The organism is Nitrincola tibetensis (assembly GCF_003284585.1).
Classification (GTDB): Bacteria; Pseudomonadota; Gammaproteobacteria; order Pseudomonadales; family Balneatricaceae; genus Nitrincola; species Nitrincola tibetensis.
This window is the reverse complement of sequence record NZ_QKRX01000002.1, coordinates 330,010-352,718: the sequence shown is the minus strand read 5'-3', so window position 1 is coordinate 352,718 and position 22,709 is coordinate 330,010. Positions and strand designations below refer to the sequence as shown.

Sequence of the window (22,709 nt, the reverse complement as noted above, 5' to 3'; positions counted from 1 at the left end):
GCTTGGTTCTAAAACTGAGTATCGCTGTTGATACAATGGGCGGGGACTTCGGTCCCCGCATCACTGTCCCTGCCTGTCTTGAAGCCCTCGCACTCCATCCTGAGCTGCATATCTACTTAATTGGTCAGTCGTCTTTAATAGATCCTTTGCTGGCTAATTCTAATGTTTCGTTAAAACGTCTCACAGTCATTGATTGTCAAGATTTTGTTTCGATGGATGATAAGCCATCTTATGCACTCCGACATCGTCAGAATTCCTCAATGGCAAAAGCCCTGCAGATGGTGAATGAGGGGGCGGTCTCTGCCTGCGTGAGTGCTGGAAATACCGGTGCCTTAATGGCGCTTTCCCGAAAAACATTGGGAATGTTGCCGGGGGTTGATCGTCCGGCCATTATTAGTGCTGTTCCAACGTCTGAGGGGTGTTGTTATCTCTTGGATTTGGGCGCGAATGTGGATTGCAGTGCTGAGCATTTATTGCAATTTGCTTTAATGGGTTCCGGGATGGTGAAGGCAGTAGAAGGCATTGAGCGCCCCCGCGTTGCCTTGTTAAATATAGGCACCGAAACCTATAAGGGTAATGAGCAGGTGCGCTTGGCGGCAGAGCGACTTAAGGTGCAGCCTCAATTGAATTACATCGGCTTTATTGAGGCAGACTCAGTATTTGATCATTGTGCAGATGTCATTGTGTGTGATGGTTTTACGGGTAATATTGCCTTAAAAAGCTCTGAAGGTTTGGCACGTTTTATTGCGGCTAAACTCCGAATCAATTTCTCTCAGAATATATATCGGCGTATGCTAGGTTGGTTGGCGCGCCCCGTCCTAAAAGAGTTGCAGCAGCAGATTGATCCGGGCCGTCGTAATGGGGCTGCTTTTTTGGGCTTGCAAGGTATTGTTATTAAAAGTCATGGTGGTGCAAACCAAGATCACTTTGTTTGTGCAATTTCTCAGGCCGTCCAGGATATTCATACTGATGTGCCGGGACGTATCCGTGATACAATTGCCTCGCAATTGGGTCAGTTATCTAGAGAATAGCCTGTCGTAAGGTGTAGAATAGTCGGTTAATCGTGTCGATCTTATGTCGGCAGTGGTGGGTGATAAGAGGAATATATGTCTAATACGCTGGGTTTTGTTTTTCCAGGGCAGGGGTCTCAACAGCTTGGAATGTTGTCAGAGTTGGCCGCTCTTTATCCTATTATTCAAGAAACCTTTGCTCAGTCATCGGAAGCGCTTGGGTTTGATCTGTGGGCTATGGTGCAAAGCGGTGAAGAGTCAGTACTAAATGCGACTGAAAATACACAGCCAGCGTTATTGACCGCCAGCGTGGCTTTGTGGCGCCTATGGACCCAGTTAAGCGAAGTAAAGCCTGTTGTGTTCGCTGGGCACAGTCTAGGTGAGTATTCCGCTCTGGTGTGCGCAGGTGCTTTAACCTTGGAAGAGGGTGTATTGTTGGTTCGTCGTCGTGGTGAGCTCATGCAGCAAGCTGTTGCACCGGGTGCAGGTGCCATGGCCGCAATTTTGGGGCTTGATGATGAAGCGGTGAGATTGGCATGCTTAGAGGCCGCTAAGGAGGGTGGTGTCGTCGCGCCAGTTAACTTCAATTGTCCGGGTCAAGTTGTGATTGCGGGTGAGAAGTCAGCTGTTGAGCGTGGGATTCTTGCTTGTAAAGAGTCAGGTGCAAAGCGAGCAATTGCGCTGCCTGTCAGTGTCCCCTCTCATTGTGAGTTGATGAAGCCAGCGGCTGTTGAATTGGCTGCCTCCTTCGAGCGTTTAAATTTCTTAACGCCGAACTTACCGATCGTACAAAATGTTGATGCAAATATAGCTGAAGATCTAGTGGTTTTGCAGAAGAATGTCTTGTCGCAACTGTATAATCCTGTATTGTGGACGGCTTCAGTTCAGCGAATGTCCGAGATGGGAGTAACCGCATTAATTGAATGTGGCCCTGGTAAAGTGCTGTGTGGACTTAATAAGAAAATTGATCGGTCACTTGAGGTGGTTTCAATCTGTGATGTGGCGGGTCTTGAAAAAGCACTCAGTTTATAAAGATTGTCAGGAAGTCTTATGAGTATTGAAGGTAAAGTCGCGCTGGTTACTGGCGCAACCCGTGGTATAGGTAAAGCGATTGCTGAAAATTTAGCAGCTCAAGGTGCGATCGTAGTCGGAACGGCTACCAGTGAGCAAGGTGCCGATGCAATTAGTGCCTATCTTTCTGCATCAGGGAATAACGGGCGTGGGCTTGTATTGGATGTGGCGTCTGCTGACTCAGTCGATGCCGTCCTGAAGAGCATTGCCGATGAGTTTGGTGTTATTGAGATTTTAGTGAATAATGCGGGTATTACTCGTGATAATATCATGCTTCGCATGAAGAGCGACGAGTGGGATTCGGTCATCAATACCAACTTAAGTTCTAGTTATCGCTTAGTAAAAGGTTGCTTGCGTGGCATGACTAAAGCGCGCTGGGGACGTATAATCAGCATCAGCTCTGTCGTTGGTTCAATGGGGAATGCAGGTCAGGCGAATTACGCGGCTGCTAAAGCAGGTCTAGAGGGCTTTTCTCGAGCGTTGGCCAGAGAAATAGGTTCTCGTAATATTACGGTTAACTGTGTAGCGCCTGGCTTTATAGATACAGATATGACATCGGGATTGGCCGAAGAGCACAAAGCCACTCTTCAGGCACAGATCCCTATGGCGCGACTGGGTCAACCCAATGAAATCGCATCGGTTGTTGGCTTCTTAGCGGGCGAGGGTGGGAGTTACGTAACAGGTGAGACGATTCATGTCAATGGTGGCATGTACATGTCTTGATGTACATTATTCGCGTTAAAGAATTGTTTTTTGTGTACAGATGTTGATAATTGTCGATCAGCAATAACTAAATCCGTCGACACGCTTGCTAGAGTGTTATCGGTTCTAATAAAATTGCGTCTCGCATCTTGGGATGTGATGGTGTCATAAAGTTAAATAGGAAGAGATATGAGTAATATTGAAGAGCGCGTTAAGAAAATCATCGCAGAGCAGCTGGGTGTAAAAGAAGAAGAAGTCGTGAACAGTGCTTCTTTTGTCGAAGACCTGGGCGCTGACTCGCTCGATACTGTTGAGCTAGTGATGGCACTGGAAGAGGAATTTGAAACTGAGATTCCTGATGAGGAAGCAGAAAAAATTACCACTGTTCAGCTAGCGATCGATTACATCAACGCGCATCAGTAAGTAATCTATCCCGCAAGGTTTAGCCGAAAAGCCGCATCTATATTTGCTGTATAGTGCGGCTTTTCTATTAATAGCCGGAATTTCTGGAGGATCTCATGTCTCGCAAAAGAGTGGTTGTCACCGGGCTAGGTCTGTTGACCCCCGTCGGTAACACTGTTAAGGATACGTGGGACAATATTCTAGCCGGGAAAAGTGGTGCGCAGCACATCAGTCATTTTGATGCCTCAGCCTTTAATACCCGCTTTTCCGCATCTGTTAAGAATTTTGACTTATCGCCTTACATGAACGTGAAGGAAGCACGTAAAATGGATTTGTTTATTCAATATGGCATGGTTGCGGCCATTCAAGCCTTTGAAGATTCAGGTCTAGAAGTAACTGATGAAAATGCTGGACGCATAGGTTGTGCTATAGGGTCGGGCATCGGTGGTTTGCCGATGATTGAAGAGACACATAATGTCTTGAACGCATCTGGTCCACGACGCGTGTCACCTTTTTTTGTTCCTGGTAGCATTATTAATATGATTGCTGGTAATTTGGCAATCAAGTTTGGCCTTAAAGGTCCTAATATCGCCATTACAACAGCTTGTACATCAGGAACGCATAATATTGGTCATGCTATGCGTATGATCCAGTATGGAGATGCTGATGTCATGTTTGCGGGTGGTGCAGAGATGGCAACAACGCCTTTAGGTGTTGCGGGCTTTTCAGCTGCGCGTGCCTTGTCCACTCGTAATGACAATCCGGAAGCGGCGAGTCGTCCATGGGACAGAGACCGTGATGGATTTGTATTGGGAGAAGGTGCGGGTATTTTGGTTCTTGAAGAGTACGAGCATGCTAAGGCGCGCCGCGCTCACATTTACTGTGAGATAGCCGGTTTCGGAATGAGTGATGATGCCTTCCACATGACTGCTCCTCCTGAAGATGGTTCGGGTGCAGCCTTGTCGATGAACAATGCTATTCGCGATGCAGGCTTAAATGCGGACGCTATTCATTATATCAATGCTCATGGCACCTCGACTCCTGCGGGTGATATTGCTGAATCGAATGCAGCTAAGCGTGTCTTAGGTTCGTTCGCAGATCAAGTCCGTATGAGTTCAACAAAGTCGATGATTGGCCATTTATTGGGTGCAGCAGGAGCTGTGGAAGCGGCATTTTCAGTTTTGGCGCTCCGTGATCAAGTCGCACCGCCGACAATAAACCTGGACAATCCATCCAAAGGTTGCGATCTAAACTATGTTGCTCACCATGCGCAGCCTTGCAAAATTGAGGCAGCAATGTCCAACTCGTTTGGTTTCGGTGGAACCAACGGCACTTTAATCTTTAAAAAACTCTAGGTTCACGTCGCTATCCTAGTGGCGTGCTCCCATTATATTTGAGCGGCAGAACTGAGTACTCAGTTCTGCCGTCATTTTAAGTCGATTCTAAATGATGCAATCATCTTGTTGGGTAAATGGCGTTCCTGCTGAACACATTAGCGTAACAGATCGTGGTTTGAGTTACGGTCACGGGATTTTTGAAACTTTGCCTATAGTGCAAGGCACGGCTTTGTTGTGGTCATTGCACCGACAGCGACTGATGATGAGTTGCGAGCGTCTTGGTATTCCTTTTCAATCAGTGATTGATGCAATTGAGCAAGATATTCGTGGATTCTTGCCGGATCAGACGGGTGTGTTGCGCATTACGATAACCTGTGGGGAGGGCTTAAGAGGCTACCGAATGCCTGATAGAATTGTTCCCACACGAATTCTTCAATATTTACCTCCTTCAGTTTACCCCAACCAGCCTGAGCGCATGGGCATCAAAGCAATGCTTTGCCAGCAGCGTTTAGGTATATCGCCTGGCTTGGCAGGGATGAAACACTTAAATCGATTAGAGCAGGTTCTGGCGCGCTCAGAGTGGCAGACAGCAGACCTTCAAGAAGGAATCGTCTGTGATATCGATGATTACATTATTGAAGGCACCATGAGCAATCTGTTCATGGTGAAGGCAGGGGAGCTCCATACGCCGAGTTTGGACCGTTGTGGTGTTTGGGGAGTGATGCGTCAGCATTTAATCCACCTAGCTGAGCGCGAAGGATTTGTTTTACATGAGGGGCGATATCATCTGGAAGATCTGCTTGCTTCAGATGAGATCTTTTTTTGTAACAGTCTCATTGGTATTTGGCCGCTGGTGGAACTGTCGCCCCATTCGTTTGTCATTGGACCTGTCACACGTAAATTACAGGCATTGTTAGAGGCAAGTTACCGCGTATGTTAAAAAAATTTTTTTTAGTTGTTATTTTAGGAGTGCTTTTGGCTGCAGGAGTCGTGCTCTGGGTGCTTGATGCATCTAAAAAGCAAGTTTTGCAGCCTTTACCCCTGACGGAAAGCGAGTACTTCAATGTGCCAAGTGGTACCAGTTTCATGCAGTTGATGCAGCAGTTGCATGAGCGAGGCTGGATTGAACACTTGGACCTTATGCGTGTGTATGTTCGTCTGAATCCTGAAATCACGGCTATTCGTGCGGGTGAGTATGAAATACAGCCAGGACAGTCGTTGCAAGACGTGCTTGAAAAAATGAACAGAGGCGAGGTGGTGGCGCATTACTTTACGTTGGTCGAGGGGCATACGTTTAAACAGCTGCTTGCTGCAATAGCCGCTGATGGTCGCTTCGTTTCGACCCTTGAGGGCCTGTCAGAGGCTGAGCTGATGGCATTGTTGGGCGCTCCTGAAGGGGTGGCAGCTGAGGGGCAGTTTCTAGCCGAGACGTATCAATTTAATCGTGGCAGTCGTGATATTGATTTACTAAGGCGCGCCTATCAAGCGCTTCATGGCTTTTTAGATCAGCAGTGGGAACTTGCCGCAGAAGGTTTACCTTACCGTTCTGCCTATGAAGCATTGATTATGGCCTCTATTATTGAAAAAGAAACAGGTGTGCCGAGTGAGCGCCCTCGAATTGCAGGGGTGTTTGTGCGACGTTTGAATTTAGGGATGCGTTTGCAAACCGACCCTACGGTCATTTATGGCATGGGAGATGCCTATAAGGGACGAATCACGCGTGCCGATTTGCAAAGACCTACACCTTGGAACACCTATACAATTCCGGCTCTGCCGCCGACACCTATCTCAATGGTGGGTCGAGAAGCGATTACGGCGGCTTTGAATCCAGAAGAAGGTGATGAGCTATATTTTGTCGCGAAAGGCGATGGCACCCATCATTTTTCACGAACATTGCGTGAACATAACAATGCCGTTAATCGCTATCAGCGCAATCGTCGCAGTGATTATCGCTCTTCGCCAGGAGGATAGTTTCGATGTCAAAAAAAGGATTGTTTATTACCCTTGAGGGGGTTGAGGGCGTTGGTAAGTCGACCAATCTGCAGTACATCCATAAGCTGCTCTCAGACGAGTTGCAAGTGCCGGTAATGGTGACACGCGAGCCAGGTGGAACCCCTCTTGCAGAGGAGTTGCGAGGTGTGTTGTTGCAGCCAAGGGGTGAGCATGTCAATGAATTAACTGAGTTGATGTTGATGTTTGCAGCGAGAGCTCAGCACTTGCATGAGCGTATCTTGCCAAGCCTGCATCAGGGTGTGTGGGTGTTGTGTGATCGTTTTACCGATGCAACCTATGCGTATCAAGGAAGTGGTCGTGGGATGTGCGTAGATGTGATTGCCTCTCTTGAGCAGTTGGTGCAAGGTGAGGTGCGGCCGGATTTAACCTTTTTACTCGACTTGCCTGTGGAAGTAGGGTTGGCGCGAGCGCAAGCAAGAGGTCAGATGGATCGCTTTGAATCTGAGCAAAGTGCCTTCTTTGAGCGTGTCAGAGAGGGGTACTTAAAGCGCGCAAAGTGCGAGCCTGATCGTTTTGTAATTATCGATGCTCAGCCGCCTTTAGAAGAGGTGCAAGCGCAAATCCGACAAGCCTTACTAACCAGAGCTTCCAAATGACAAACCATGTTGAGATCGTCCCTTGGGCAAGTGGCTTGTGGCAGCGTTTAGCCGAGCAGCAGGATCAGGGGCGTTTGCCGCATGCATTGTTGCTGTGTGGGCATCAAGGGATGGGTAAGCATGCCTTTGCTCGCTCCTTAGCCCAAGTTTTACTGTGTTTACATCCTGAAGGTGGTTTGGGCTGTGGTCACTGTAAAAGCTGTGAGCTACTCTCTTCCTCCACTCATCCTGATTTAGTGCATTTGTGTCCTGAAGAGTCAGGCAAGGCAATCAAAGTTGATCAGGTGCGTGACCTCACCCAATTTCTTCACAGTACTGCCCAGCAAGGGGGCTATCGTGTGGTCATTGTTGATCCAGCCGAAAGCATGAATGTGAATGCTGCCAATGCCTTGCTTAAGTCCTTAGAAGAGCCTGGGCAGCGTACATTGATTATGCTTATCTCGCATCAACCGGGTCAGTTAATGCCGACGATAAGAAGTCGATGCCAGCGAATTGATTTTCCAGCACCCAAGCATGAACATGCAGTGGATTGGTTGGTTGGACGTTTAGGCTTACCCCCTGAAAAAGCAGCCCAGTTGCTATCCATTGCTCAAGATGCCCCTTTGCTGGCCGTTAAATATCAAGAAGAGGGCTTAACCAGTCTTCGTGCTGATTTAATGAAAGGACTGGTCGATATTTTGAAAGCACGCGCAACCCCTCTGGAATTGGCAGATAAGTTGCAAAAACAAGACCTTTTATTGATTACAGGTTGGGTTTATAGTGTTTTAGTTGACATTGTAAGGCTGCAGACTGCATCTGAAGCTGCTAAAATAACCAATACAGACATGGAAAAGATGCTGTCAGCCGTCGCCAAAAAAGCCGATGTAGCCGCATTGTTTGTACTTATTGATCAGTTGCAAGCCGAGCGGGTTGGTCTTATGGAAAGACATAACCCAAATCGCCAGCTTCTGCTCGAAACCCTGTTCATGCGCTGGAATAGGTTGGTCAGATAACACTTCGAGGGTTTTTGTAAAGATGTCAATTGTGCCGAGAATAAGCCACGGGATCTTGTCACTGACAATAGAGACAAAAGAAGATTTATATAAATCTTTTATGCCTTTTGTTGTGAACAGTGGTCTTTTTATTCCCACTTCCCGTCCGTATCGCCTCGGTGATGAAGTGTTTGTGTTGGTCACTCTGTTGGATGAGCCTGATAAAATTCCAGTCACTGGTAAAGTCATATGGATCACGCCAAAAGCTGCGCAAGGTGGACGAGTGCCAGGGATAGGTATTCAATTGTCAGGGGAAGATATGGCGCTGGTTCGCAAAATCGAAAATATTCTCGCGGGTGCGTTAAACAGTAATCGCCGCACCTACACGCTTTGATAGATTTTTAGGACGGCCTCTTTTAATGTTCATTGACTCTCACTGTCATCTTGATCGTATTAACCTTGAAAAACTCGGAACCTCCTTGTCTGATCTGATTTCAGCGGCCACGGCTAAGCAGGTCAATAAAATGCTATGCGTTTCTATTGATTTAATCCAGTTTAAAACCATGATGGACGCGATAGCCCCTTTTGATAATGTATGGGCATCAGCAGGTGTGCATCCCTTGCATGTTGATGAGCAGCCTTTTGATGAAGTCGCTCTACGCTCTGCGTTGGCAACTCCTCGGGTTGTCGCGGTAGGTGAGTCAGGGTTGGACTACTATTACAGTCGTGACCATATTGATGCTCAAAAAGTGAGTTTCTCTGGGCACTTGCGAATGGCGGCTGAGCTTGGCTTGCCTATTATTGTTCATACCCGAGATGCGCGTGAAGACACACTGGATTTGATTTCATCACATGGAAGTACTAAATCAGCGGGTGTTTTGCATTGTTTTACTGAGTCATTAGACATGGCCATGTCGGCGGTTGATTTAAACTATATGATTTCTTTTTCTGGAATCATCACGTTTCGTAACGCTGAAGAGTTGAGAGAAGTTGTTAAAGCAGTGCCTCTAGATCATATTCTTATCGAAACAGACTCACCATACTTGGCGCCTGTTCCCTTCAGAGGGAAACAGAATCAGCCTGCCTATGTCGTCGAAGTGGCTCGTTGTGTTGCAGACATTAAAGGGGTCACAATCGAAGAAGTGGCGTCTAGGACTCAAGAGAACTTTTACCGTTTATTTAACAAGGTTCCTGCCTAGTATCATCGCCTTGCTGCTTGCTTTATAGCAGCAGCAAGGTTGGTTTGGTGTCAGTTAAAACATGTGCTCACTTTCGGTGGTCGGTGTGATGCTAAGTAACATTTTTGTTAAATCCAATAGGATTATCAAAATATTGTTATGGTAGCAAACGCCCTGAACAAAGCGGCGGGTTGATTCATCGCCACTGAGATTAGGTGCTCGATCAACACGATTGGCGGGTAGGTTAATAACCTCGTCAACGCTGTCTACAACTAAACCAATCACTTCTTTGTCATTAAGCTCAACAATAATGATACGCGTGTTATCGTCCAGAGTGGAGTCGGGTAGATTAAATAAGCGGCGCGTATCAATGACGGTAACAACATTGCCTCGTACGTTAATAATGCCAAGTACAGAGTAATCGGCACCTGGTACTGGCGTGATATCGACAAAGCGTAACACTTCTTTAACCTGCATTACATCGATGCCAAAGAGCTCTTTATTCACACGAAATGTAGCCCATTGGTGATAGACCACATCGTCTTCATTGGCGCGACGAGCCGCTTCCTCTTGCTTTTTTTGATGCGTATTGTTGTTTTGGAGCATTTTTAGTTGCTCAGCAGCAGCTTCTAGACTCATGTTGTTATTCCTGTCAGTGGCCCACATGTAAGTGGAAAACCTGGTGAACCTGAGGTCATTACAGTATAGATGCAGTATCCCACAGCTGTCATCTACTTGAAAAGCCTATGGATGATTAAAGACAATTATCTGGCTTGGGTAAGCCCGCTAAGCAGGCTGCAACTTTAGCGGGGCTACCAGGAAAAAGTTTAAGCAAGTGTAAACTTTTGCCTTTTTCGGGGCCCAAATCCAATGCAATTGCTTTACATAAAGGCCGCATTGCAGGCGAGTGCTCGTAGTGTTGGTAAAATTTACGCAAGAGGTAAATAATTTCCCAATGCTCAGGCGTTAATTGAATTTGCTTCTCCTGCGCAAGGTGTTGTGCAATTTCTTCCGACCAGTCTGAAAGGTTGCGTAAGTAACCTTCGTCGTCGAGTAATTCCGATATAGAGGAAGCCATCTTTAAAACCAGCTCACAATTTTGTTATGAAGGACACTTAAGTTGATGAACTCATCCATTTCGATTAAATCTACTTCAGATACTAAGGGCGTCAGTCCACGGGCTTGAGCGTCAAGACGCAGCGCTTTGATTTTTAGTGCTGCAGGGAGTTTAGCTCTGTGCGTATTGAGTAACCAATAGACGCCATCCTCAATGAGCAGCAGGGTGTCATCAGGCTGAAGGCTGCCCACACAGCTCTGCATGAGATTGACATTTGAGGGTGCTTGATTAAGTGTATGTAGTGTGGTCATAAATAAGGCGTCCAACTTAATTCAAACGGTTAATACGATATCGCTATTCGCAATCAGTTGAGAGATCTCAATTTTCGTAAGCAATGTTACTGGAATGTGCAGTTCTGAATGGCTAAGGCCATGATGCTCTAGAGCATCTGCATCAATGTAAATTTTCTCAATATCATATAAAGAAAGAGAAGATTGCAGGCTGTTTAAGTTTTTCTGTTGTATCACCTGCGGGTCTTGGTTCGCTAAGAGCTGAAGAACGCCATCGTCTAGCAGTAATAATGCCACGTTCTGTTCAAATACAGAGCAAGTGAGAGCAATGTCTAAGAGATCACGGGCGGCAGAAGAGCCATAAGGCGCACGTCGGCTCATCAATAGAATATTTTTTGGTGAGTTCATCCTTGTCCTCCAAACGTAATCACACGATCCGATAGGATGCAGGCTTCGACCAACTGACCGAGTCCAGATAAGTTAAATTTTTCGGCTAAATTTGTTTGATCGCGTTCATAGCGTGTGGCTTCCGTGGCATCTAACACGCCGCGCCGTATTGCAGCCGCAATACAAATAACTAGGTCAATGGAGTGCTCTTCTGCTAATTCTTGCCAAGCGCGCATGATGTTGAGCTCATCTGGTGGAGAACTAATCAATTGATTGCCATTAAAGACACCATCTCGATAGAAGAATACTCGGTGTAGAGTGTGGCCAGCGCTTAATAAAGCTTTGCAGTATCGGAGTGCGCTTTCCGGAGCTGCATTTTGGCAGGGCGATGCATGCACGACGACAGTAAAGATCACGTTGTTTTCTCTGATTAATTAAATTCAACAAAAAAGCCCCGTTATCAGTTAAGGATAACGGGGCTTTGATAGCATGGATCTTAGTCGTTGCTAAGTACACCTACGAGGTGCAATAAGTGCACAAATAGGTTGTAAATGCTTAGGTACAGACTGACAGTTGCCATAATATAGTTTTGATAGTGTCCGTTGATGATATTGCTAGTGTCATACAGAATGAAACCAGCCATCAGCAATACAACTAAGGCTGAAAAAGCTAAGTGCAATGCAGGCATGTGAATGCCAAATAATGGCAGAACAAGCAAAGCAACCATTGCGATCAGCATAACGATAGCACCAGTGGCTAAAAAACCACCCATGAAGCTAAAGTCGCGCTTGCTGGTCATAACATAGGCGGATAAACCGACAAATGTCAGGCCAGTCATGCCTAATGCGGTTACGACGATTTGTCCGCCGCCTTGCATGGCTAGGTAATGGTTAAGCAAAGGTCCTAAGCCAAAGCCTAGGAGTCCTGTAAATGCAAATACCAAAGGCAGAGCTGCAGCAGAGTTTTGCTTACGATTCAGAACAAAGAGTAGGCCAAAGCTTACCAATACACTGCCGATGTAGAATAAGAAAGGTGGATTGATAATGGTTGATATTAGCGCCGTTACTGCACTGAAAACCATGGTCATGGCCAACAGCATGTATGTTTGGCGTATCACTTTATTGGTGCGTAGTACCGACTCTTCCGAGCGGTAACCTACATTTTGTACTTTATCCATAGTAGTCCTCATTTTTGTTCAGGTCTGTCCAACGTTCAATAATCAGGGTATCTTCCCGTAAGTTCAAGTCTTTGACCGACTATAATGCAATAAATTCACAAAATTTCCTGTCGGGAGCCGTTTTTTTTCATGCTAACACCCACCTATACGCTTGATATTCTTTATGAGGATCAATGGATAACCGTTGTCAATAAGCCATCAGGTTTGCTTGTGCATCCAAGTTGGATTTCACACCCTGATGAGCCAACATTGGTTGGCCTATTGAAGGAGCGGTACCCAGATCAAGTGGTGCATACTGTGCATCGTTTAGATCGAGCAACATCCGGTGTGATTGTGTTTGCGCGTGATAAAGAGGTAGTGAAATCTTTAAATACTCAGTTTGCCGAAGGGGCGGTCAAAAAAACCTATCTTTGTGTTGCACGGGGTTGGACTGAGGATGAGGGAAGAATAGACTATGCGCTCAAGCCTATTTATGACAAGTTTGCCGATCCGCTCGCTGATCCTGATAAAGCACCAAAGCCAGCAATCACTCATTACAAGACGCTGGCGCGTGTTGAACTACCTATTGCCGTTGGGCGTTATCCGGTGGCGCGTTACTCCTTGCTAAAAGTTCAACCAGAAACAGGTCGTAAGCATCAAATTCGTCGTCACATGAAACATATACTGCATCCATTGGTTGGTGATACGAATCATGGGGAAGGCCGTCACAATCGTTTATTTAGAGAGCATTTTGATTGCCATCGCTTATTGTTAATGGCAACAGAGTTGTATTGTCAGCACCCTGTGACTAAAGAGTCGCTTCACTTAAAAGCACCCTTGGATAGTCAAATGCTATCGTTATTTGACAGGCTAGGCTGGGGAAACGTTCAGTTGTTCGAAATTTAAGGGTTTTTTTGCGATATGGAGCGTTATTGATTGCGAATTCTGCCCCTCATGGTAGCATTATCAATACTTTTAATTAATTCAAAATAACTCTTACATGACCAATCAGCCGACAGATTTTAGCCCTCTATTACAGCGATTTTCAAATAACGCCCCTTTGCGCATTGCATTGATCGGTGCCATGGATCAGGAGATCGAACTTCTGAAAAACACCCTAGCGGACTGTCAGTCTTTTTCAGTTGCAGGGTACGAGTTTCATCAAGGACATATGCACGGTGTGGATGTGATTCTTCTAAAGTCTGGCATTGGCAAGGTGAATGCAGCGATAGGAACGGCTGTACTGTTGCACGATTTCAAACCGGACTGCGTCATCAATACTGGGTCTGCAGGGGGCTTTGATCCTTCATTAACGGTTGGTGATGTCGTGATATCCAAAGAGGTTCTGCATCACGATGCGGATCTAACTATTTTTGGATATCGTCCTGGGCAATTGCCCGGCATGCCACCTGCTTTCATACCTGATCCCTTATTGTCCGATATTGCAGAGTTCTGTATTAATCAAATTGAAGGGGTTGCAACCGTTCATGGTTTGATAGCGACGGGCGACAGCTTTATGAACAAGCCGGAAAAAGTTGAAGCAACACGCACTTTGTTTCCAGACATTAAAGCCGTTGAAATGGAAGCCGCCGCAATTGCGCAAACCTGCCATCGCTTTGAGGTGCCCTTTATTGTGATTCGGGCATTATCTGACATTGCTGGAAAGGAATCTAACGTATCCTTTAAAGAATTTTTAGAAACAGCAGCCACTAATTCGGCAAAAATGGTTGATGCCATTGTCGCTGAGGTTGTGGCACGTCATCACGAACAAACAAATCGCATCGGCTAGGTTAGCGAAAGGTTTTATCCGATTTAAAATAATGAACGAATGGGTTCATATACCTCAGGTTGATCCCATTCCTTCTCTCCTACAACCCGCTCGACTAAATTTCCATCCTTACCAAATATTAATGTCGTAGGTAAACCGCGAAGGCCAAACTCTCCAAAGCCTTTCCATTCTGGATCCAGCCAAATTGGGAAGATTAACTCTGTCTCGAATGCCTCTAGAAACTCGACAACGGTTTCTTCAGTTTCACCAGCATTAATGGCGATGATCTGAAAAGGCTCGTCTGAAAACGTCTGTTGAAGGCGGTTAAATGCAGGCATTTCATGAATGCAAGGTGGGCACCAAGTTGCCCAAAAGTTAACCATCAATACCTTGCCTTTGTAATCGTTTAGAGACACCTCATTGCCCTCAAGCTGAGTAAAGCTATGCGTGATGCCGTTTGCCGATAGCGTGGTGGAGAAGCTGCTGAGAATAATGGCAAGTGCGATTGGCAACCTTAAGTAAAAAACAGATGATTTCAAAACTAGGGCCTCTTGTGGGTTTGGATTCATATCTTAATTCTTGTATTGTAGTTTGCCAAAGAGAGATTGGATCTTTTGTACGACAAAAATGAGAGAGTAGCATGGCAAAAGTAGCATTTATCGGACTCGGCACTATGGGGTATCCTATGGCCGGACATCTAGCTAAGGCTGGGCACGACGTTTGTGTGTATAACCGTACAGAGTCCAAGGCTCAGGCTTGGGCGAGCGAGTACTCGGGGAGGTATGCCACAACCCCAGCACTGGCAGCAGAAGGCGCAGATTTTGTTATGACGTGCGTTGGCAATGACGATGATTTGCGCTCTGTTACACTAGGTGAGCAGGGTGTGATGTCGAGTATGCATGCGGGTGCAATTTTAGTGGATCATACCACTGCATCTGCGGAAGTGGCCAAGGAGTTGTATGCTGTTGCAAAAAGTAGGTCACTTGGTTGTCTTGATGCTCCTGTGTCAGGCGGCCAAGCGGGCGCAGAACAGGGTGTTCTCAGTATTATGGTGGGTGGAGACCAAAGCGATTATGATCAAGTCTCTGCAGTAATTGATGCCTATGCTCGCTCTCAAAAATTAATGGGTGATGCCGGATCAGGCCAGCTTGCGAAAATGGTTAATCAGATTTGCATTGCAGGCTTAGTGCAAGGGCTTGCTGAAGCGGTTCATTTTGCCAAGCAGTCAGGTTTAGACGCCGAAAAAGTGTTTGATGTGATTCAGCACGGAGCGGCGGGCTCATGGCAGATGGTGAATCGCCATAAGACCATGTTAAATAATGAGTTTGATTTCGGTTTTGCAGTGGACTGGATGCGTAAGGATTTAGATATAGCGTTAACTGAGGCGCGTCGTAATGGTTCGCAGTTACCCATCACGGCTTTAGTTGATCAGTTTTACGCCGATGTGCAGAACATGGGAGGAGGTCGATGGGATACGTCAAGCTTGCTAAAAAGGCTTGAGCGTCCGTCGTAATTCTCTATAATTCCCTTCGAAAGGGCGTTAGACCCTAAAGGATTCCAATGGGCGGTATCCACCGCTCATACATTTATAATCAAGAGAGAGTTCTATGACGTTTATTGATAAGTACAGTTTGATTTCCTTTGCACCAAGTGTTGCAGTTATAGCGGGTGTGATTGTGATTACTTTCTTCGGGCTTCGTTTCCTGAAAAAAGAAATGGCAAAAGATGCAGAGGCTGCAGCACGCAAGGGTTAAATCTTGCTGTTTTTTGCACATAAAGCTGCCTCGGCAGCTTTTATTGTTTTTGAGCTAGGCTTTCACTTTGGATTAAAAGTATCTAAAGTAATACCTTACCATTGATAGAGGTTTGAAAATGCCAACACGAGGAAGTCTTCAACAGAGTGAGCGCTTAGCGGCTGAGCAAGCAAACTTAAAGCATACACACCGCCATCCTTTGTTATCCGATAGTGATATTAACAATATTTTGGTTAATGGCGCGCAAATTTCCCTGAGCAAGTTAAAGCGAGCGCGTTCATTTAACGCACGCATTTATTATTATGCCGAAATAGGTGTGTATCTTGAGGTCTCCTTATCAAGAGGAGCCGGTATTTCGGATGCGGCGCGTGAGCAGTTACAGACTATACATAAAGAAGCAACTCATATTCATATGAATGCAAACAAGCGATTAGCACTGCGAAAGGCTGTTGCATAAAGCATGACTTCTGAGCAACCCTTTGATAGTAAGGCTTTCTTAAGCACGATCAGCACTCGTCCTGGTGTTTACCAGATGTATAATGCCCAAGGAGAGATTTTATATGTAGGCAAAGCTAGAAATTTAAAGAATCGACTTTCTAGCTATTTTCGAAGCCAAGGGTTAGGAGGGAAGACTCTAGCGCTTGTTTCGCGCATTCAACATATTGAAGTGACGGTAACACACAGCGAAACTGAGGCTCTCCTACTTGAACAAAATCTCATCAAGTCTCAAAAGCCACCCTACAATATCCTACTCAGAGACGACAAGTCCTATCCTTATATATTCATCTCCGATGTCGACGCGTTTCCAGCTGTGCGTTTTCATCGTGGTGCCAAGCGTGCAAAAGGGCGTTACTTTGGCCCTTTTCCAAGCGGTGGAGCCGTTCGCGAGAGCCTGAACTTACTGCAAAAATTATTTAAAATTCGACAATGCGAAGATAGTTTTTTTAAAAACCGCTCGCGTCCCTGTCTTCAATATCAAATTAAGCGTTGTACGGCGCCCTGCGTAAACCTCATTGATGAGGCGTCTTATCAACGCGATATTCGTCATGCACGCATGTTCTTAGAGGGTAAGAATCATTCAGTGATTGAGGAGGTTGCCAGTCAAATGGAGCAGGCGGCTCAGCAATTGGACTTTGAACGTGCGGCTGAGTTAAGGGATCAGGTGTCTGCTTTACGACAAGTTCAAGAGCAACAGTTCGTTTCGGCGGATGGTGATGGAGAGGCTGATGTTTTTGGTTTTGCTACAGGCAAAGGTATAGTCTCTTTACACGCTTTGTATGTCCGGGGTGGACGAATTATTGGCAGTAAGGTTTATCACCCTAAAGTCAGCCTAGAGTCGACAGACTCTGAGATACTGTCCTCTTTTATAGCGCAATACTATTTGTCTTCAGTTCGTGATATTCCAAGCGCGATTATTCTTCCTTTTGCGTTAGACGACGCGGAATGCATTGAACAGGCGTTAACTGACAAGTCTGGGCGTAAAGTCACTATTTTGCACAAGGTGCGAAGTGATCGGGCTGGTTGGCAGCGATTGGCACAAACCAATGCCTTGCAGCAGCTAACAAGCCACCTCACCAGTAAAGAAAATATTTACCAGCGCTATCTAGGACTGCAAGAGCTGCTCGAGCTTGATATGCCCATTACACGCATGGAATGTTTTGATATCAGTCACAGCTCTGGAGAGGCGACCGTTGCATCCTGTGTCGTCTTTGATGAGAACGGCCCGCTTAAATCAGACTACCGCACCTTTAATATTGAAGATATCAATGGGGGCGATGATTACGCCGCAATGCAGCAGGCGTTGGAGCGTCGCTACACCCGCCTGAAAAAAGGCGAAGGGAAATTGCCCGATATCTTAATTATTGATGGTGGTAAGGGGCAGGTTTCACAAGCTATGCAGGTGTTGGAGAAGCTACAAATTAGCGAAGTTGTTGTCGTGGGAGTGGCAAAAGGACCGACTCGTAAAGCTGGATTTGAGGTGTTGGTGCATGGTCAAACGGGTGAGGAAACGGTTTTAAAGGCGGATTCGCCCGCTTTACATTTGTTACAGCATATTCGTGACGAAGCGCATCGTTTTGCGATTACGGGACACCGAGCGAGAAGGGCAAAAACGCGCAATCGTTCGTTATTGGAAGACATTCCAGGTGTTGGTGCCAAGCGTCGCCGTGAATTGTTGAAATATTTTGGTAGTATCAAGGAGATAGAGAACGCAAGTGTTGAAGAAATTGCAAAAGTCTCTACCATAAGTCGTAACCTTGCGCAGGAAATCTACGCAACCTTACACCCAGACAGCCAATAGGATTGATATATGCTGTTTTCAATGAAGTTACCTAATTTACTCACGGTGTTGCGGATACTGCTAATTCCAGTCTTTGCAATTATTTTTTATGCACCTTATCAAAGTGCTTCATGGGTGGCTGCCGCTGTCTTTGGCTTGGCGGCCTTAACCGATTGGCTGGATGGTTATCTTGCACGGCGTTTGAATCAGAATTCGCATTTTGGTGCCTTTTTAGACCCTGTCGCGGATAAGCTAATGGTGGCGGTGGCACTGATACTTTTGGTTGAGGCGTATGCCTCGCCTTTGCTGACTGTCCCAGCCGCTATCATCATTGGACGTGAGATCGTGATTTCGGCATTGCGGGAGTGGATGGCAGAAATTGGTGAACGAGCAAAAGTCGCTGTTTCGATGTTGGGTAAAATTAAAACCACTTTGCAAATGATTGCAATTTTGGTGTTAATTGCCTTGCCTGTTTACAGCGGGTTGGCTTGGGTGGGTATCGTCACGCTTTACGGTGCGGCACTTCTGACACTCTGGTCTATGTTTGTCTATTTAAAGGCGGCTTGGCCCTTGATGCGAGATGATATTTAGCTAAAGCCGCGTAGATCTTTACTTTTAGGGGCTTTAGGGTGGAATCGTGAGAAGGGTGCATAACGTTCGGTTTAACAACACATGTCGTTTCCGAGAGAATTCCTCGTTATTGGCGAATGATGTTTGGCTAAAAATTAGCCAAAAGATCAAAAAAAACAAAAACTTGAAAAAAAGTGTTGACGTGGGGTGAGGATTCGGTAGAATACGCACCCATTGAAGGCAAGCACTTCAGCAGCGAAGCGGGAATAGCTCAGTTGGTAGAGCACGACCTTGCCAAGGTCGGGGTCGCGAGTTCGAGTCTCGTTTCCCGCTCCAAAGTGAAGTGTAAGTTTTAAATGTTTCAAGTCCATGACTTGATTGTTTGCTAGAGGGTAGGGCTGGATGGCAGAGTGGTCATGCAGCGGACTGCAACTCCGTGTACGCCGGTTCGATTCCGACTCCAGCCTCCACACTTTAGTAAGCAGACATCAAACACCGCCCGAGTGGTGAAATAGGTAGACACAAGGGACTTAAAATCCCTCGCTGGAAACAGTGTACCGGTTCGAGTCCGGTCTCGGGCACCATATCTTTTATTTTTAAATCAAAAAGATATGGTGCGTTCAAAAAATTATCTCGTAAAACCTCCTTGAATTCCTCTTGTTACTGTCGATAAATTTTAATCCCCTGCATTTTTATAGTATTTTCTAGCTGCTCTTGTGCTAAATCCGCGTATCTCAACGTGTTCAATCTACTATTCGAGAGCGCCAAAAACGGTACACTCTGATTCCAGAGTTGCAGGTGTAAATAAAAGTTCTGAGTCAGGATGTTTGTAGACAGACCCTGCTAAACCCTAAATCTTCGCCTAACAGCGACAAAATCTAACGCATCCATTTCGTATACTCCCACCTATCCAATTGAAGTAGGAGTAAGCGATGCATCCGATGTTACATGCCTCCAAAAGCCAAACAGTGTTAATCGGTGAGCAGAACGAAGAGCTGGTTCGTCAGTGGGCTTTACGTTTGCTGATCGATGCGCAGGGTTATCGTTTAATGTTCAATAATCGCAACTATTTTGATGATGATCTGTTGGTTGGCTTAGGAATCGAAGTCGACGACACGGCCGATATGACACCCCGACGTCTAATGCGAATTTTACGATCAGAGGCAAAGAAACAGTCGCCAGTACCGAATCTTCCAACCGCATTTTTGGGCAGTAACCTTAAGCTCCTGGGAGACTCCTTGTCTATGTCCACGCTTGAGCAAGAGATTTTAGGATTCCTAGTCATTAAAGAGCAAGACTCTCGTCTAGCCAATGTTGTTCAACTCTTCCATCAAGGTCGTTGGGCAGGTGTTCAGCGATTGGTCACAATGCTCTCGATAGCCTTGAGGTACCCACGTACCTTGATTAGCCAGGCGCTCAATGCCAGCGCGCCCTTGCGTCAATGCGGGTTGGTTTCACCTGAAGGCCTCCATAACGGTATTGAATTGCTCGATGGTCTCGATGATCTTTTGTACTTCGAAGAAAATGGACCCGACGCGCTCTTTCGACAAAACACCTTGAAGTTGGAGCCTTCGGAGCTGGTGCCGTCTGATTTTGAGCATATCCAACCGATGTATGATCGTATCTATAACTATGTGCGTCGAGCGGCGGCCAAGGGGCTTACAGGGGTCAATATTCTGATTTACGGCGAACCCGGGACAGGGAAAACCGAATGGGTTCGGGTGTTATCCGAAGTCATGGGGTTATCGCTCTATGAAGTTAAGTCCTCTGGGCCTGATGGTCGCCCTTTACCTGGCGATCGGCGTTTGGCGGCCTTCAGAATGGCGCAGCATATGTTGGCCTCAGACAAGAAAAGTGTGATGCTGTTTGATGAAGTTGAGGATGTTTTTAATGATCGAATCAGCAATCACTATAAAGCCTGTGTGAATCGTGTATTAGAGTCAAACCAACGGCCTAGCTTCTGGTTAACCAATAGCCATCACACTATGGACCCCGCCTACATACGTCGCTTTGATTTAGTGTTTGAGATGCCAGAGCTATGCGAGAAGGCAAGATTAAAAATTGCAAAAAGGATTCTCAAGGGTATTCAGGTTAGGGAGGAATGGCTGGTGTCATTGTCTAAACAAAAAGGTGTTCATGCTGCACACCTATCACAAGCTGCCCGTGTGGTGAAGAACTCTGGCTATCGTAAGTCCGAGCGCATTGAGCACGAGATAGATGCCATTCTTGCCTCACTCTATCAAGCCTTAGGTTATCGCGAACACAATAAGCGTGAAAACGTGAGGACTCCTTATTATAACCCCGTGTTTTCAAACACTGACTTCTCATTGGATAGGCTCACTCATGGACTCAAGCGCAGCCGGTTGGGGCGCATCTGCCTGTTTGGCCCACCTGGAACCGGCAAGTCGGGTTATGCAACCTATCTTGCGCAAGAGTTGGACATGCCGCTGATTACCAAAAAAGCCTCAGATTTGCTCGATAAATATCTAGGCGGTACCGAAAAAGCCTTAGCTCAAGCCTTTCAAGACGCTCAGCAGCATTCAGGTATTTTATTGATCGATGAGGCCGATAGCTTTCTGACCCCAAGAACACAAGCCAAGCATAGTTGGGAAGTGTCTCAAGTGAATGAGCTGCTTGTCCAGATGGAACAATACGAAGGGATTTTGCTGATGTCCACCAACTACATGGAGCATCTGGATTCAGCGGCACTTCGCCGATTTGATTTCAAAATTCGTTTCAATTACTTAACGTCTGAGCAGGTTTGGATGATATTTAATAATCATCTCGGTCGTTCCAAGCTGAATCATTTTAGCCTTGCTGATGTAAATCAGTGCAAGCCTCAATTGGATAAGCTCCAACAGTTGACGCCAGGTGATTTTGCCACGGTTGAGCGCCATCACCGTGTAATGGGCGAAACGCTCACACCCGCATCGCTCTTGGCAGGTTTGCAAAGAGAGCATGACATTAAAACATCTGGCCAAAGCCGAACGATTGGTTTTGTGTAGGCGAGTGTATGAAATGTCTATTCAGCGTTTAAGAAGAGCGGTCAAAAAGTGATGTGTAAGAAGTAATTAAGTAAGTTTCTTTGACTTAAGTCTGTTTTAATCTTAACTTTCATTGGCTATGATGAGTGTAAAGGAAACAAGGATCTGTATCAGGATGAGTAGTCAGCACAACACATTATTTAGGTACTTAACCTTACTGCAACTGATCCCTCGACTGCCCGGATACAGGGCGACAACCACGCTGCAAGCGCTGCTAGAAGAGCGAGGGTTTCAGGTGGATTTGCGAAGTGTTCAGCGCGACCTCGAAAAAATGTCGAGCTATTTTCCATTGCTCTGCGATAAAACTCAAAAACCCTATCGTTGGTCATTTGATGCCGCTTTTAAAAGTAACTTGCCTGCGTTGGATACACCTACGGCCCTCACACTTGTGCTTGCCGAAGAGTATTTAAAAGGGTTGTTACCGCAAGCGGCCATCGTGCAGCTTAATAACCAGTTTACCGCCGCTCGAAAATACCTAGAACAACTGAAAGAGAGTGGTTTTAGTGATTGGACCCAGCATGTTAAAGCGATTCCAAATGGCAAAGCGTTAATACCAGCCCCTATTGATTCCCTTATCTGGGCAGAGGTAACCGATGCCTTGCTTAAAGGCATCGCATTGGATGTGACCTATTTGAGTAGAACCAAAGCAGAAGAAAAGCAGTTTACCCTGCATCCACTTGGTTTAGTTGCAAGGCACAGTGTTACCTACCTGCTGGCAACGGTTGGAGACTATGAGGATATTCGGCATTTTGCACTGCATCGAATTAAAAAGTGCAAACACAGTCATGCTGTTTGCAGAAAAAGACAAGACTTTACGATTGATGAATACTTAAAGCAGGGCGCGTTTGGCTATCCAATAGGAGAAGGCGATATTGAACTGGTGGCAAAGATTCGACCCAAGATTGCCTGGTTATTGTCAGAAACCCCCATTAGCGAGCAACAATCTTTGTCTGAACCCGACGAAGATGGGTGGGTTACGCTGACGGCAATCGTGCCGGATGATTTACAGACTCAGTGGTGGGTGATGGGGTTTGGTGCTGAGATTCATGTGCTTGAACCGATCCATTTCAGAAGCCGATTAGTCAGCTTGATCAACAATATGCAAAACCTTTATAGCAAATAACT

The 22,709-nt window shown here is 46.1% G+C and carries 27 protein-coding genes and 3 tRNA genes; 23 read left to right on the top strand and 7 right to left on the bottom strand.

From position 1 onward, the window contains the following. Positions 1 to 2 precede the first annotated feature (2 nt). From plsX to DN062_RS03720, 11 genes are all read left to right on the top strand, one after another. Positions 3 to 1,031 (top strand): phosphate acyltransferase PlsX, encoded by a 1,029-nt coding sequence (plsX, locus tag DN062_RS03770; RefSeq protein WP_239995684.1) that lies wholly within the window; start codon positions 3 to 5, stop codon positions 1,029 to 1,031. A gap of 75 nt (positions 1,032 to 1,106) precedes the next feature. Beyond that, positions 1,107 to 2,042: an ACP S-malonyltransferase gene (gene fabD, locus DN062_RS03765; RefSeq protein ID WP_112157650.1), complete on the top strand. Its 936-nt coding sequence runs from the start codon at positions 1,107 to 1,109 to the stop codon at positions 2,040 to 2,042. A gap of 18 nt (positions 2,043 to 2,060) precedes the next feature. Next, entirely contained in the window at positions 2,061 to 2,804 is a 744-nt protein-coding gene (gene fabG / locus DN062_RS03760) for a 3-oxoacyl-ACP reductase FabG (RefSeq protein WP_112157649.1), read from the top strand. 168 nt (positions 2,805 to 2,972) lie between these two features. Beyond that, positions 2,973 to 3,206 (top strand): acyl carrier protein, encoded by a 234-nt coding sequence (gene acpP / locus DN062_RS03755; protein ID WP_010323864.1) that lies wholly within the window; start codon positions 2,973 to 2,975, stop codon positions 3,204 to 3,206. A 95-nt stretch (positions 3,207 to 3,301) separates the two neighbouring features. Further along, complete coding sequence (fabF, locus tag DN062_RS03750) at positions 3,302 to 4,540, top strand: beta-ketoacyl-ACP synthase II (RefSeq protein ID WP_112157647.1); 1,239 nt, start codon at positions 3,302 to 3,304, stop codon at positions 4,538 to 4,540. A 91-nt stretch (positions 4,541 to 4,631) separates the two neighbouring features. Further along, entirely contained in the window at positions 4,632 to 5,462 is an 831-nt protein-coding gene (gene pabC / locus DN062_RS03745) for an aminodeoxychorismate lyase (RefSeq protein ID WP_112157645.1), read from the top strand. Next, positions 5,456 to 6,493 (top strand): endolytic transglycosylase MltG, encoded by a 1,038-nt coding sequence (gene mltG / locus DN062_RS03740; protein WP_112157643.1) that lies wholly within the window; start codon positions 5,456 to 5,458, stop codon positions 6,491 to 6,493. Before pabC ends, mltG begins: the two co-directional genes overlap by 7 nt. 5 nt (positions 6,494 to 6,498) lie before the next feature. Continuing rightward, positions 6,499 to 7,131 carry a dTMP kinase gene (gene tmk / locus DN062_RS03735; RefSeq protein ID WP_112157641.1) on the top strand — a complete coding sequence of 211 codons (633 nt, stop codon included), beginning with the start codon at positions 6,499 to 6,501 and terminating at the stop codon, positions 7,129 to 7,131. Continuing rightward, positions 7,128 to 8,123 (top strand): DNA polymerase III subunit delta', encoded by a 996-nt coding sequence (locus DN062_RS03730; protein WP_112157639.1) that lies wholly within the window; start codon positions 7,128 to 7,130, stop codon positions 8,121 to 8,123. Before tmk ends, DN062_RS03730 begins: the two co-directional genes overlap by 4 nt. Positions 8,124 to 8,145: 22 nt before the next feature. After that, complete coding sequence (locus tag DN062_RS03725; protein WP_112157637.1) at positions 8,146 to 8,496, top strand: PilZ domain-containing protein; 351 nt, start codon at positions 8,146 to 8,148, stop codon at positions 8,494 to 8,496. Positions 8,497 to 8,521: 25 nt separating this feature from the next. Continuing rightward, complete coding sequence (locus DN062_RS03720) at positions 8,522 to 9,301, top strand: TatD family hydrolase (RefSeq protein WP_112157635.1); 780 nt, start codon at positions 8,522 to 8,524, stop codon at positions 9,299 to 9,301. A gap of 54 nt (positions 9,302 to 9,355) precedes the next feature. Here the strand turns inward: DN062_RS03720 and DN062_RS03715 are convergent, their stop codons facing one another. From DN062_RS03715 to DN062_RS03690, 6 genes are all read right to left on the bottom strand, one after another. Continuing rightward, on the bottom strand, positions 9,356 to 9,919 hold the full coding sequence (locus tag DN062_RS03715; protein WP_112157633.1) for a chemotaxis protein CheW: 564 nt from the start codon (positions 9,917 to 9,919) through the stop codon (positions 9,356 to 9,358). Between the two features lie 115 nt (positions 9,920 to 10,034). Next, positions 10,035 to 10,358 carry a TusE/DsrC/DsvC family sulfur relay protein gene (locus DN062_RS03710; protein ID WP_112157631.1) on the bottom strand — a complete coding sequence of 108 codons (324 nt, stop codon included), beginning with the start codon at positions 10,356 to 10,358 and terminating at the stop codon, positions 10,035 to 10,037. 2 nt (positions 10,359 to 10,360) lie between these two features. Further along, entirely contained in the window at positions 10,361 to 10,648 is a 288-nt protein-coding gene (gene tusB, locus DN062_RS03705; protein ID WP_112157629.1) for a sulfurtransferase complex subunit TusB, read from the bottom strand. Between the two features lie 21 nt (positions 10,649 to 10,669). Next, a complete protein-coding gene (tusC, locus tag DN062_RS03700; protein WP_112157626.1) occupies positions 10,670 to 11,035 on the bottom strand; it encodes a sulfurtransferase complex subunit TusC in 366 nt (121 codons plus the stop codon). After that, positions 11,032 to 11,430, bottom strand: coding sequence for a sulfurtransferase complex subunit TusD (gene tusD / locus DN062_RS03695; protein ID WP_112157624.1), 399 nt, complete (start codon positions 11,428 to 11,430; stop codon positions 11,032 to 11,034). Before tusD ends, tusC begins: the two co-directional genes overlap by 4 nt. A gap of 80 nt (positions 11,431 to 11,510) precedes the next feature. Beyond that, on the bottom strand, positions 11,511 to 12,191 hold the full coding sequence (locus DN062_RS03690) for a Bax inhibitor-1/YccA family protein (RefSeq protein WP_036510210.1): 681 nt from the start codon (positions 12,189 to 12,191) through the stop codon (positions 11,511 to 11,513). A 129-nt stretch (positions 12,192 to 12,320) separates the two neighbouring features. On the opposite strand from DN062_RS03690, the gene DN062_RS03685 reads away from it, so the two are divergent. Together DN062_RS03685 and mtnN are read left to right on the top strand one after the other, a co-directional pair. Then, positions 12,321 to 13,076 carry a pseudouridine synthase gene (locus DN062_RS03685; RefSeq protein WP_112157622.1) on the top strand — a complete coding sequence of 252 codons (756 nt, stop codon included), beginning with the start codon at positions 12,321 to 12,323 and terminating at the stop codon, positions 13,074 to 13,076. 94 nt (positions 13,077 to 13,170) lie between these two features. Next, positions 13,171 to 13,959: a 5'-methylthioadenosine/S-adenosylhomocysteine nucleosidase gene (gene mtnN, locus DN062_RS03680; RefSeq protein WP_112157620.1), complete on the top strand. Its 789-nt coding sequence runs from the start codon at positions 13,171 to 13,173 to the stop codon at positions 13,957 to 13,959. A 23-nt stretch (positions 13,960 to 13,982) separates the two neighbouring features. On the opposite strand, the gene DN062_RS03675 is transcribed toward mtnN, so the two are convergent. Continuing rightward, complete coding sequence (locus DN062_RS03675) at positions 13,983 to 14,507, bottom strand: TlpA family protein disulfide reductase (protein WP_112157618.1); 525 nt, start codon at positions 14,505 to 14,507, stop codon at positions 13,983 to 13,985. Between the two features lie 71 nt (positions 14,508 to 14,578). On the opposite strand from DN062_RS03675, the gene DN062_RS03670 reads away from it, so the two are divergent. From DN062_RS03670 to DN062_RS03630, 10 genes are all read left to right on the top strand, one after another. Next, entirely contained in the window at positions 14,579 to 15,451 is an 873-nt protein-coding gene (locus DN062_RS03670; RefSeq protein ID WP_112157616.1) for an NAD(P)-dependent oxidoreductase, read from the top strand. 94 nt (positions 15,452 to 15,545) lie between these two features. Further along, on the top strand, positions 15,546 to 15,692 hold the full coding sequence (locus DN062_RS18645; RefSeq protein ID WP_164498069.1) for a hypothetical protein: 147 nt from the start codon (positions 15,546 to 15,548) through the stop codon (positions 15,690 to 15,692). A gap of 118 nt (positions 15,693 to 15,810) precedes the next feature. Beyond that, on the top strand, positions 15,811 to 16,149 hold the full coding sequence (locus tag DN062_RS03665; protein WP_239995683.1) for an excinuclease ABC subunit C: 339 nt from the start codon (positions 15,811 to 15,813) through the stop codon (positions 16,147 to 16,149). A gap of 3 nt (positions 16,150 to 16,152) precedes the next feature. Beyond that, positions 16,153 to 17,991: an excinuclease ABC subunit UvrC gene (gene uvrC / locus DN062_RS03660; RefSeq protein ID WP_112157614.1), complete on the top strand. Its 1,839-nt coding sequence runs from the start codon at positions 16,153 to 16,155 to the stop codon at positions 17,989 to 17,991. Between the two features lie 21 nt (positions 17,992 to 18,012). Then, positions 18,013 to 18,561, top strand: coding sequence for a CDP-diacylglycerol--glycerol-3-phosphate 3-phosphatidyltransferase (gene pgsA / locus DN062_RS03655; RefSeq protein WP_112157892.1), 549 nt, complete (start codon positions 18,013 to 18,015; stop codon positions 18,559 to 18,561). Between the two features lie 239 nt (positions 18,562 to 18,800). Continuing rightward, positions 18,801 to 18,876: transfer RNA gene (locus tag DN062_RS03650), tRNA-Gly, on the top strand. A gap of 60 nt (positions 18,877 to 18,936) precedes the next feature. Continuing rightward, positions 18,937 to 19,010 (top strand) — tRNA-Cys (locus tag DN062_RS03645). A 27-nt stretch (positions 19,011 to 19,037) separates the two neighbouring features. Beyond that, positions 19,038 to 19,124: transfer RNA gene (locus tag DN062_RS03640), tRNA-Leu, on the top strand. Positions 19,125 to 19,472: 348 nt separating this feature from the next. Beyond that, positions 19,473 to 21,545 (top strand): AAA family ATPase, encoded by a 2,073-nt coding sequence (locus DN062_RS03635; protein ID WP_112157612.1) that lies wholly within the window; start codon positions 19,473 to 19,475, stop codon positions 21,543 to 21,545. A 154-nt stretch (positions 21,546 to 21,699) separates the two neighbouring features. After that, the gene (locus tag DN062_RS03630; RefSeq protein ID WP_112157610.1) at positions 21,700 to 22,707 is read left to right on the top strand and encodes a helix-turn-helix transcriptional regulator; all 1,008 of its coding nucleotides are present in this window, start codon (positions 21,700 to 21,702) and stop codon (positions 22,705 to 22,707) included. Positions 22,708 to 22,709: the final 2 nt, after the last annotated feature.

Bases quoted from the DNA above. Each gene is read 5' to 3' on its own strand.
- tusB (WP_112157629.1), bottom strand. From the start codon at position 10,648: ATGACCACACTACATACACTTAATCAAGCACCCTCAAATGTCAATCTC.
- DN062_RS03720 (WP_112157635.1), top strand. From the start codon at position 8,522: ATGTTCATTGACTCTCACTGTCATCTTGATCGTATTAACCTTGAAAAA.
- DN062_RS03670 (WP_112157616.1), top strand. From the start codon at position 14,579: ATGGCAAAAGTAGCATTTATCGGACTCGGCACTATGGGGTATCCTATG.
- DN062_RS18645 (WP_164498069.1), top strand. From the start codon at position 15,546: ATGACGTTTATTGATAAGTACAGTTTGATTTCCTTTGCACCAAGTGTT.
- fabF (WP_112157647.1), top strand. From the start codon at position 3,302: ATGTCTCGCAAAAGAGTGGTTGTCACCGGGCTAGGTCTGTTGACCCCC.
- tmk (WP_112157641.1), top strand. From the start codon at position 6,499: ATGTCAAAAAAAGGATTGTTTATTACCCTTGAGGGGGTTGAGGGCGTT.
- fabG (WP_112157649.1), top strand. From the start codon at position 2,061: ATGAGTATTGAAGGTAAAGTCGCGCTGGTTACTGGCGCAACCCGTGGT.
- DN062_RS03725 (WP_112157637.1), top strand. From the start codon at position 8,146: ATGTCAATTGTGCCGAGAATAAGCCACGGGATCTTGTCACTGACAATA.
- DN062_RS03690 (WP_036510210.1), bottom strand. From the start codon at position 12,191: ATGGATAAAGTACAAAATGTAGGTTACCGCTCGGAAGAGTCGGTACTA.
- DN062_RS03630 (WP_112157610.1), top strand. From the start codon at position 21,700: ATGAGTAGTCAGCACAACACATTATTTAGGTACTTAACCTTACTGCAA.
- pgsA (WP_112157892.1), top strand. From the start codon at position 18,013: ATGAAGTTACCTAATTTACTCACGGTGTTGCGGATACTGCTAATTCCA.
- mltG (WP_112157643.1), top strand. From the start codon at position 5,456: ATGTTAAAAAAATTTTTTTTAGTTGTTATTTTAGGAGTGCTTTTGGCT.
- DN062_RS03685 (WP_112157622.1), top strand. From the start codon at position 12,321: ATGCTAACACCCACCTATACGCTTGATATTCTTTATGAGGATCAATGG.
- DN062_RS03675 (WP_112157618.1), bottom strand. From the start codon at position 14,507: ATGAATCCAAACCCACAAGAGGCCCTAGTTTTGAAATCATCTGTTTTT.
- fabD (WP_112157650.1), top strand. From the start codon at position 1,107: ATGTCTAATACGCTGGGTTTTGTTTTTCCAGGGCAGGGGTCTCAACAG.
- uvrC (WP_112157614.1), top strand. From the start codon at position 16,153: ATGACTTCTGAGCAACCCTTTGATAGTAAGGCTTTCTTAAGCACGATC.
- DN062_RS03665 (WP_239995683.1), top strand. From the start codon at position 15,811: ATGCCAACACGAGGAAGTCTTCAACAGAGTGAGCGCTTAGCGGCTGAG.
- tusC (WP_112157626.1), bottom strand. From the start codon at position 11,035: ATGAACTCACCAAAAAATATTCTATTGATGAGCCGACGTGCGCCTTAT.
- DN062_RS03715 (WP_112157633.1), bottom strand. From the start codon at position 9,919: ATGAGTCTAGAAGCTGCTGCTGAGCAACTAAAAATGCTCCAAAACAAC.
- pabC (WP_112157645.1), top strand. From the start codon at position 4,632: ATGATGCAATCATCTTGTTGGGTAAATGGCGTTCCTGCTGAACACATT.
- DN062_RS03635 (WP_112157612.1), top strand. From the start codon at position 19,473: ATGCATCCGATGTTACATGCCTCCAAAAGCCAAACAGTGTTAATCGGT.
- DN062_RS03710 (WP_112157631.1), bottom strand. From the start codon at position 10,358: ATGGCTTCCTCTATATCGGAATTACTCGACGACGAAGGTTACTTACGC.
- DN062_RS03730 (WP_112157639.1), top strand. From the start codon at position 7,128: ATGACAAACCATGTTGAGATCGTCCCTTGGGCAAGTGGCTTGTGGCAG.
- acpP (WP_010323864.1), top strand. From the start codon at position 2,973: ATGAGTAATATTGAAGAGCGCGTTAAGAAAATCATCGCAGAGCAGCTG.
- mtnN (WP_112157620.1), top strand. From the start codon at position 13,171: ATGACCAATCAGCCGACAGATTTTAGCCCTCTATTACAGCGATTTTCA.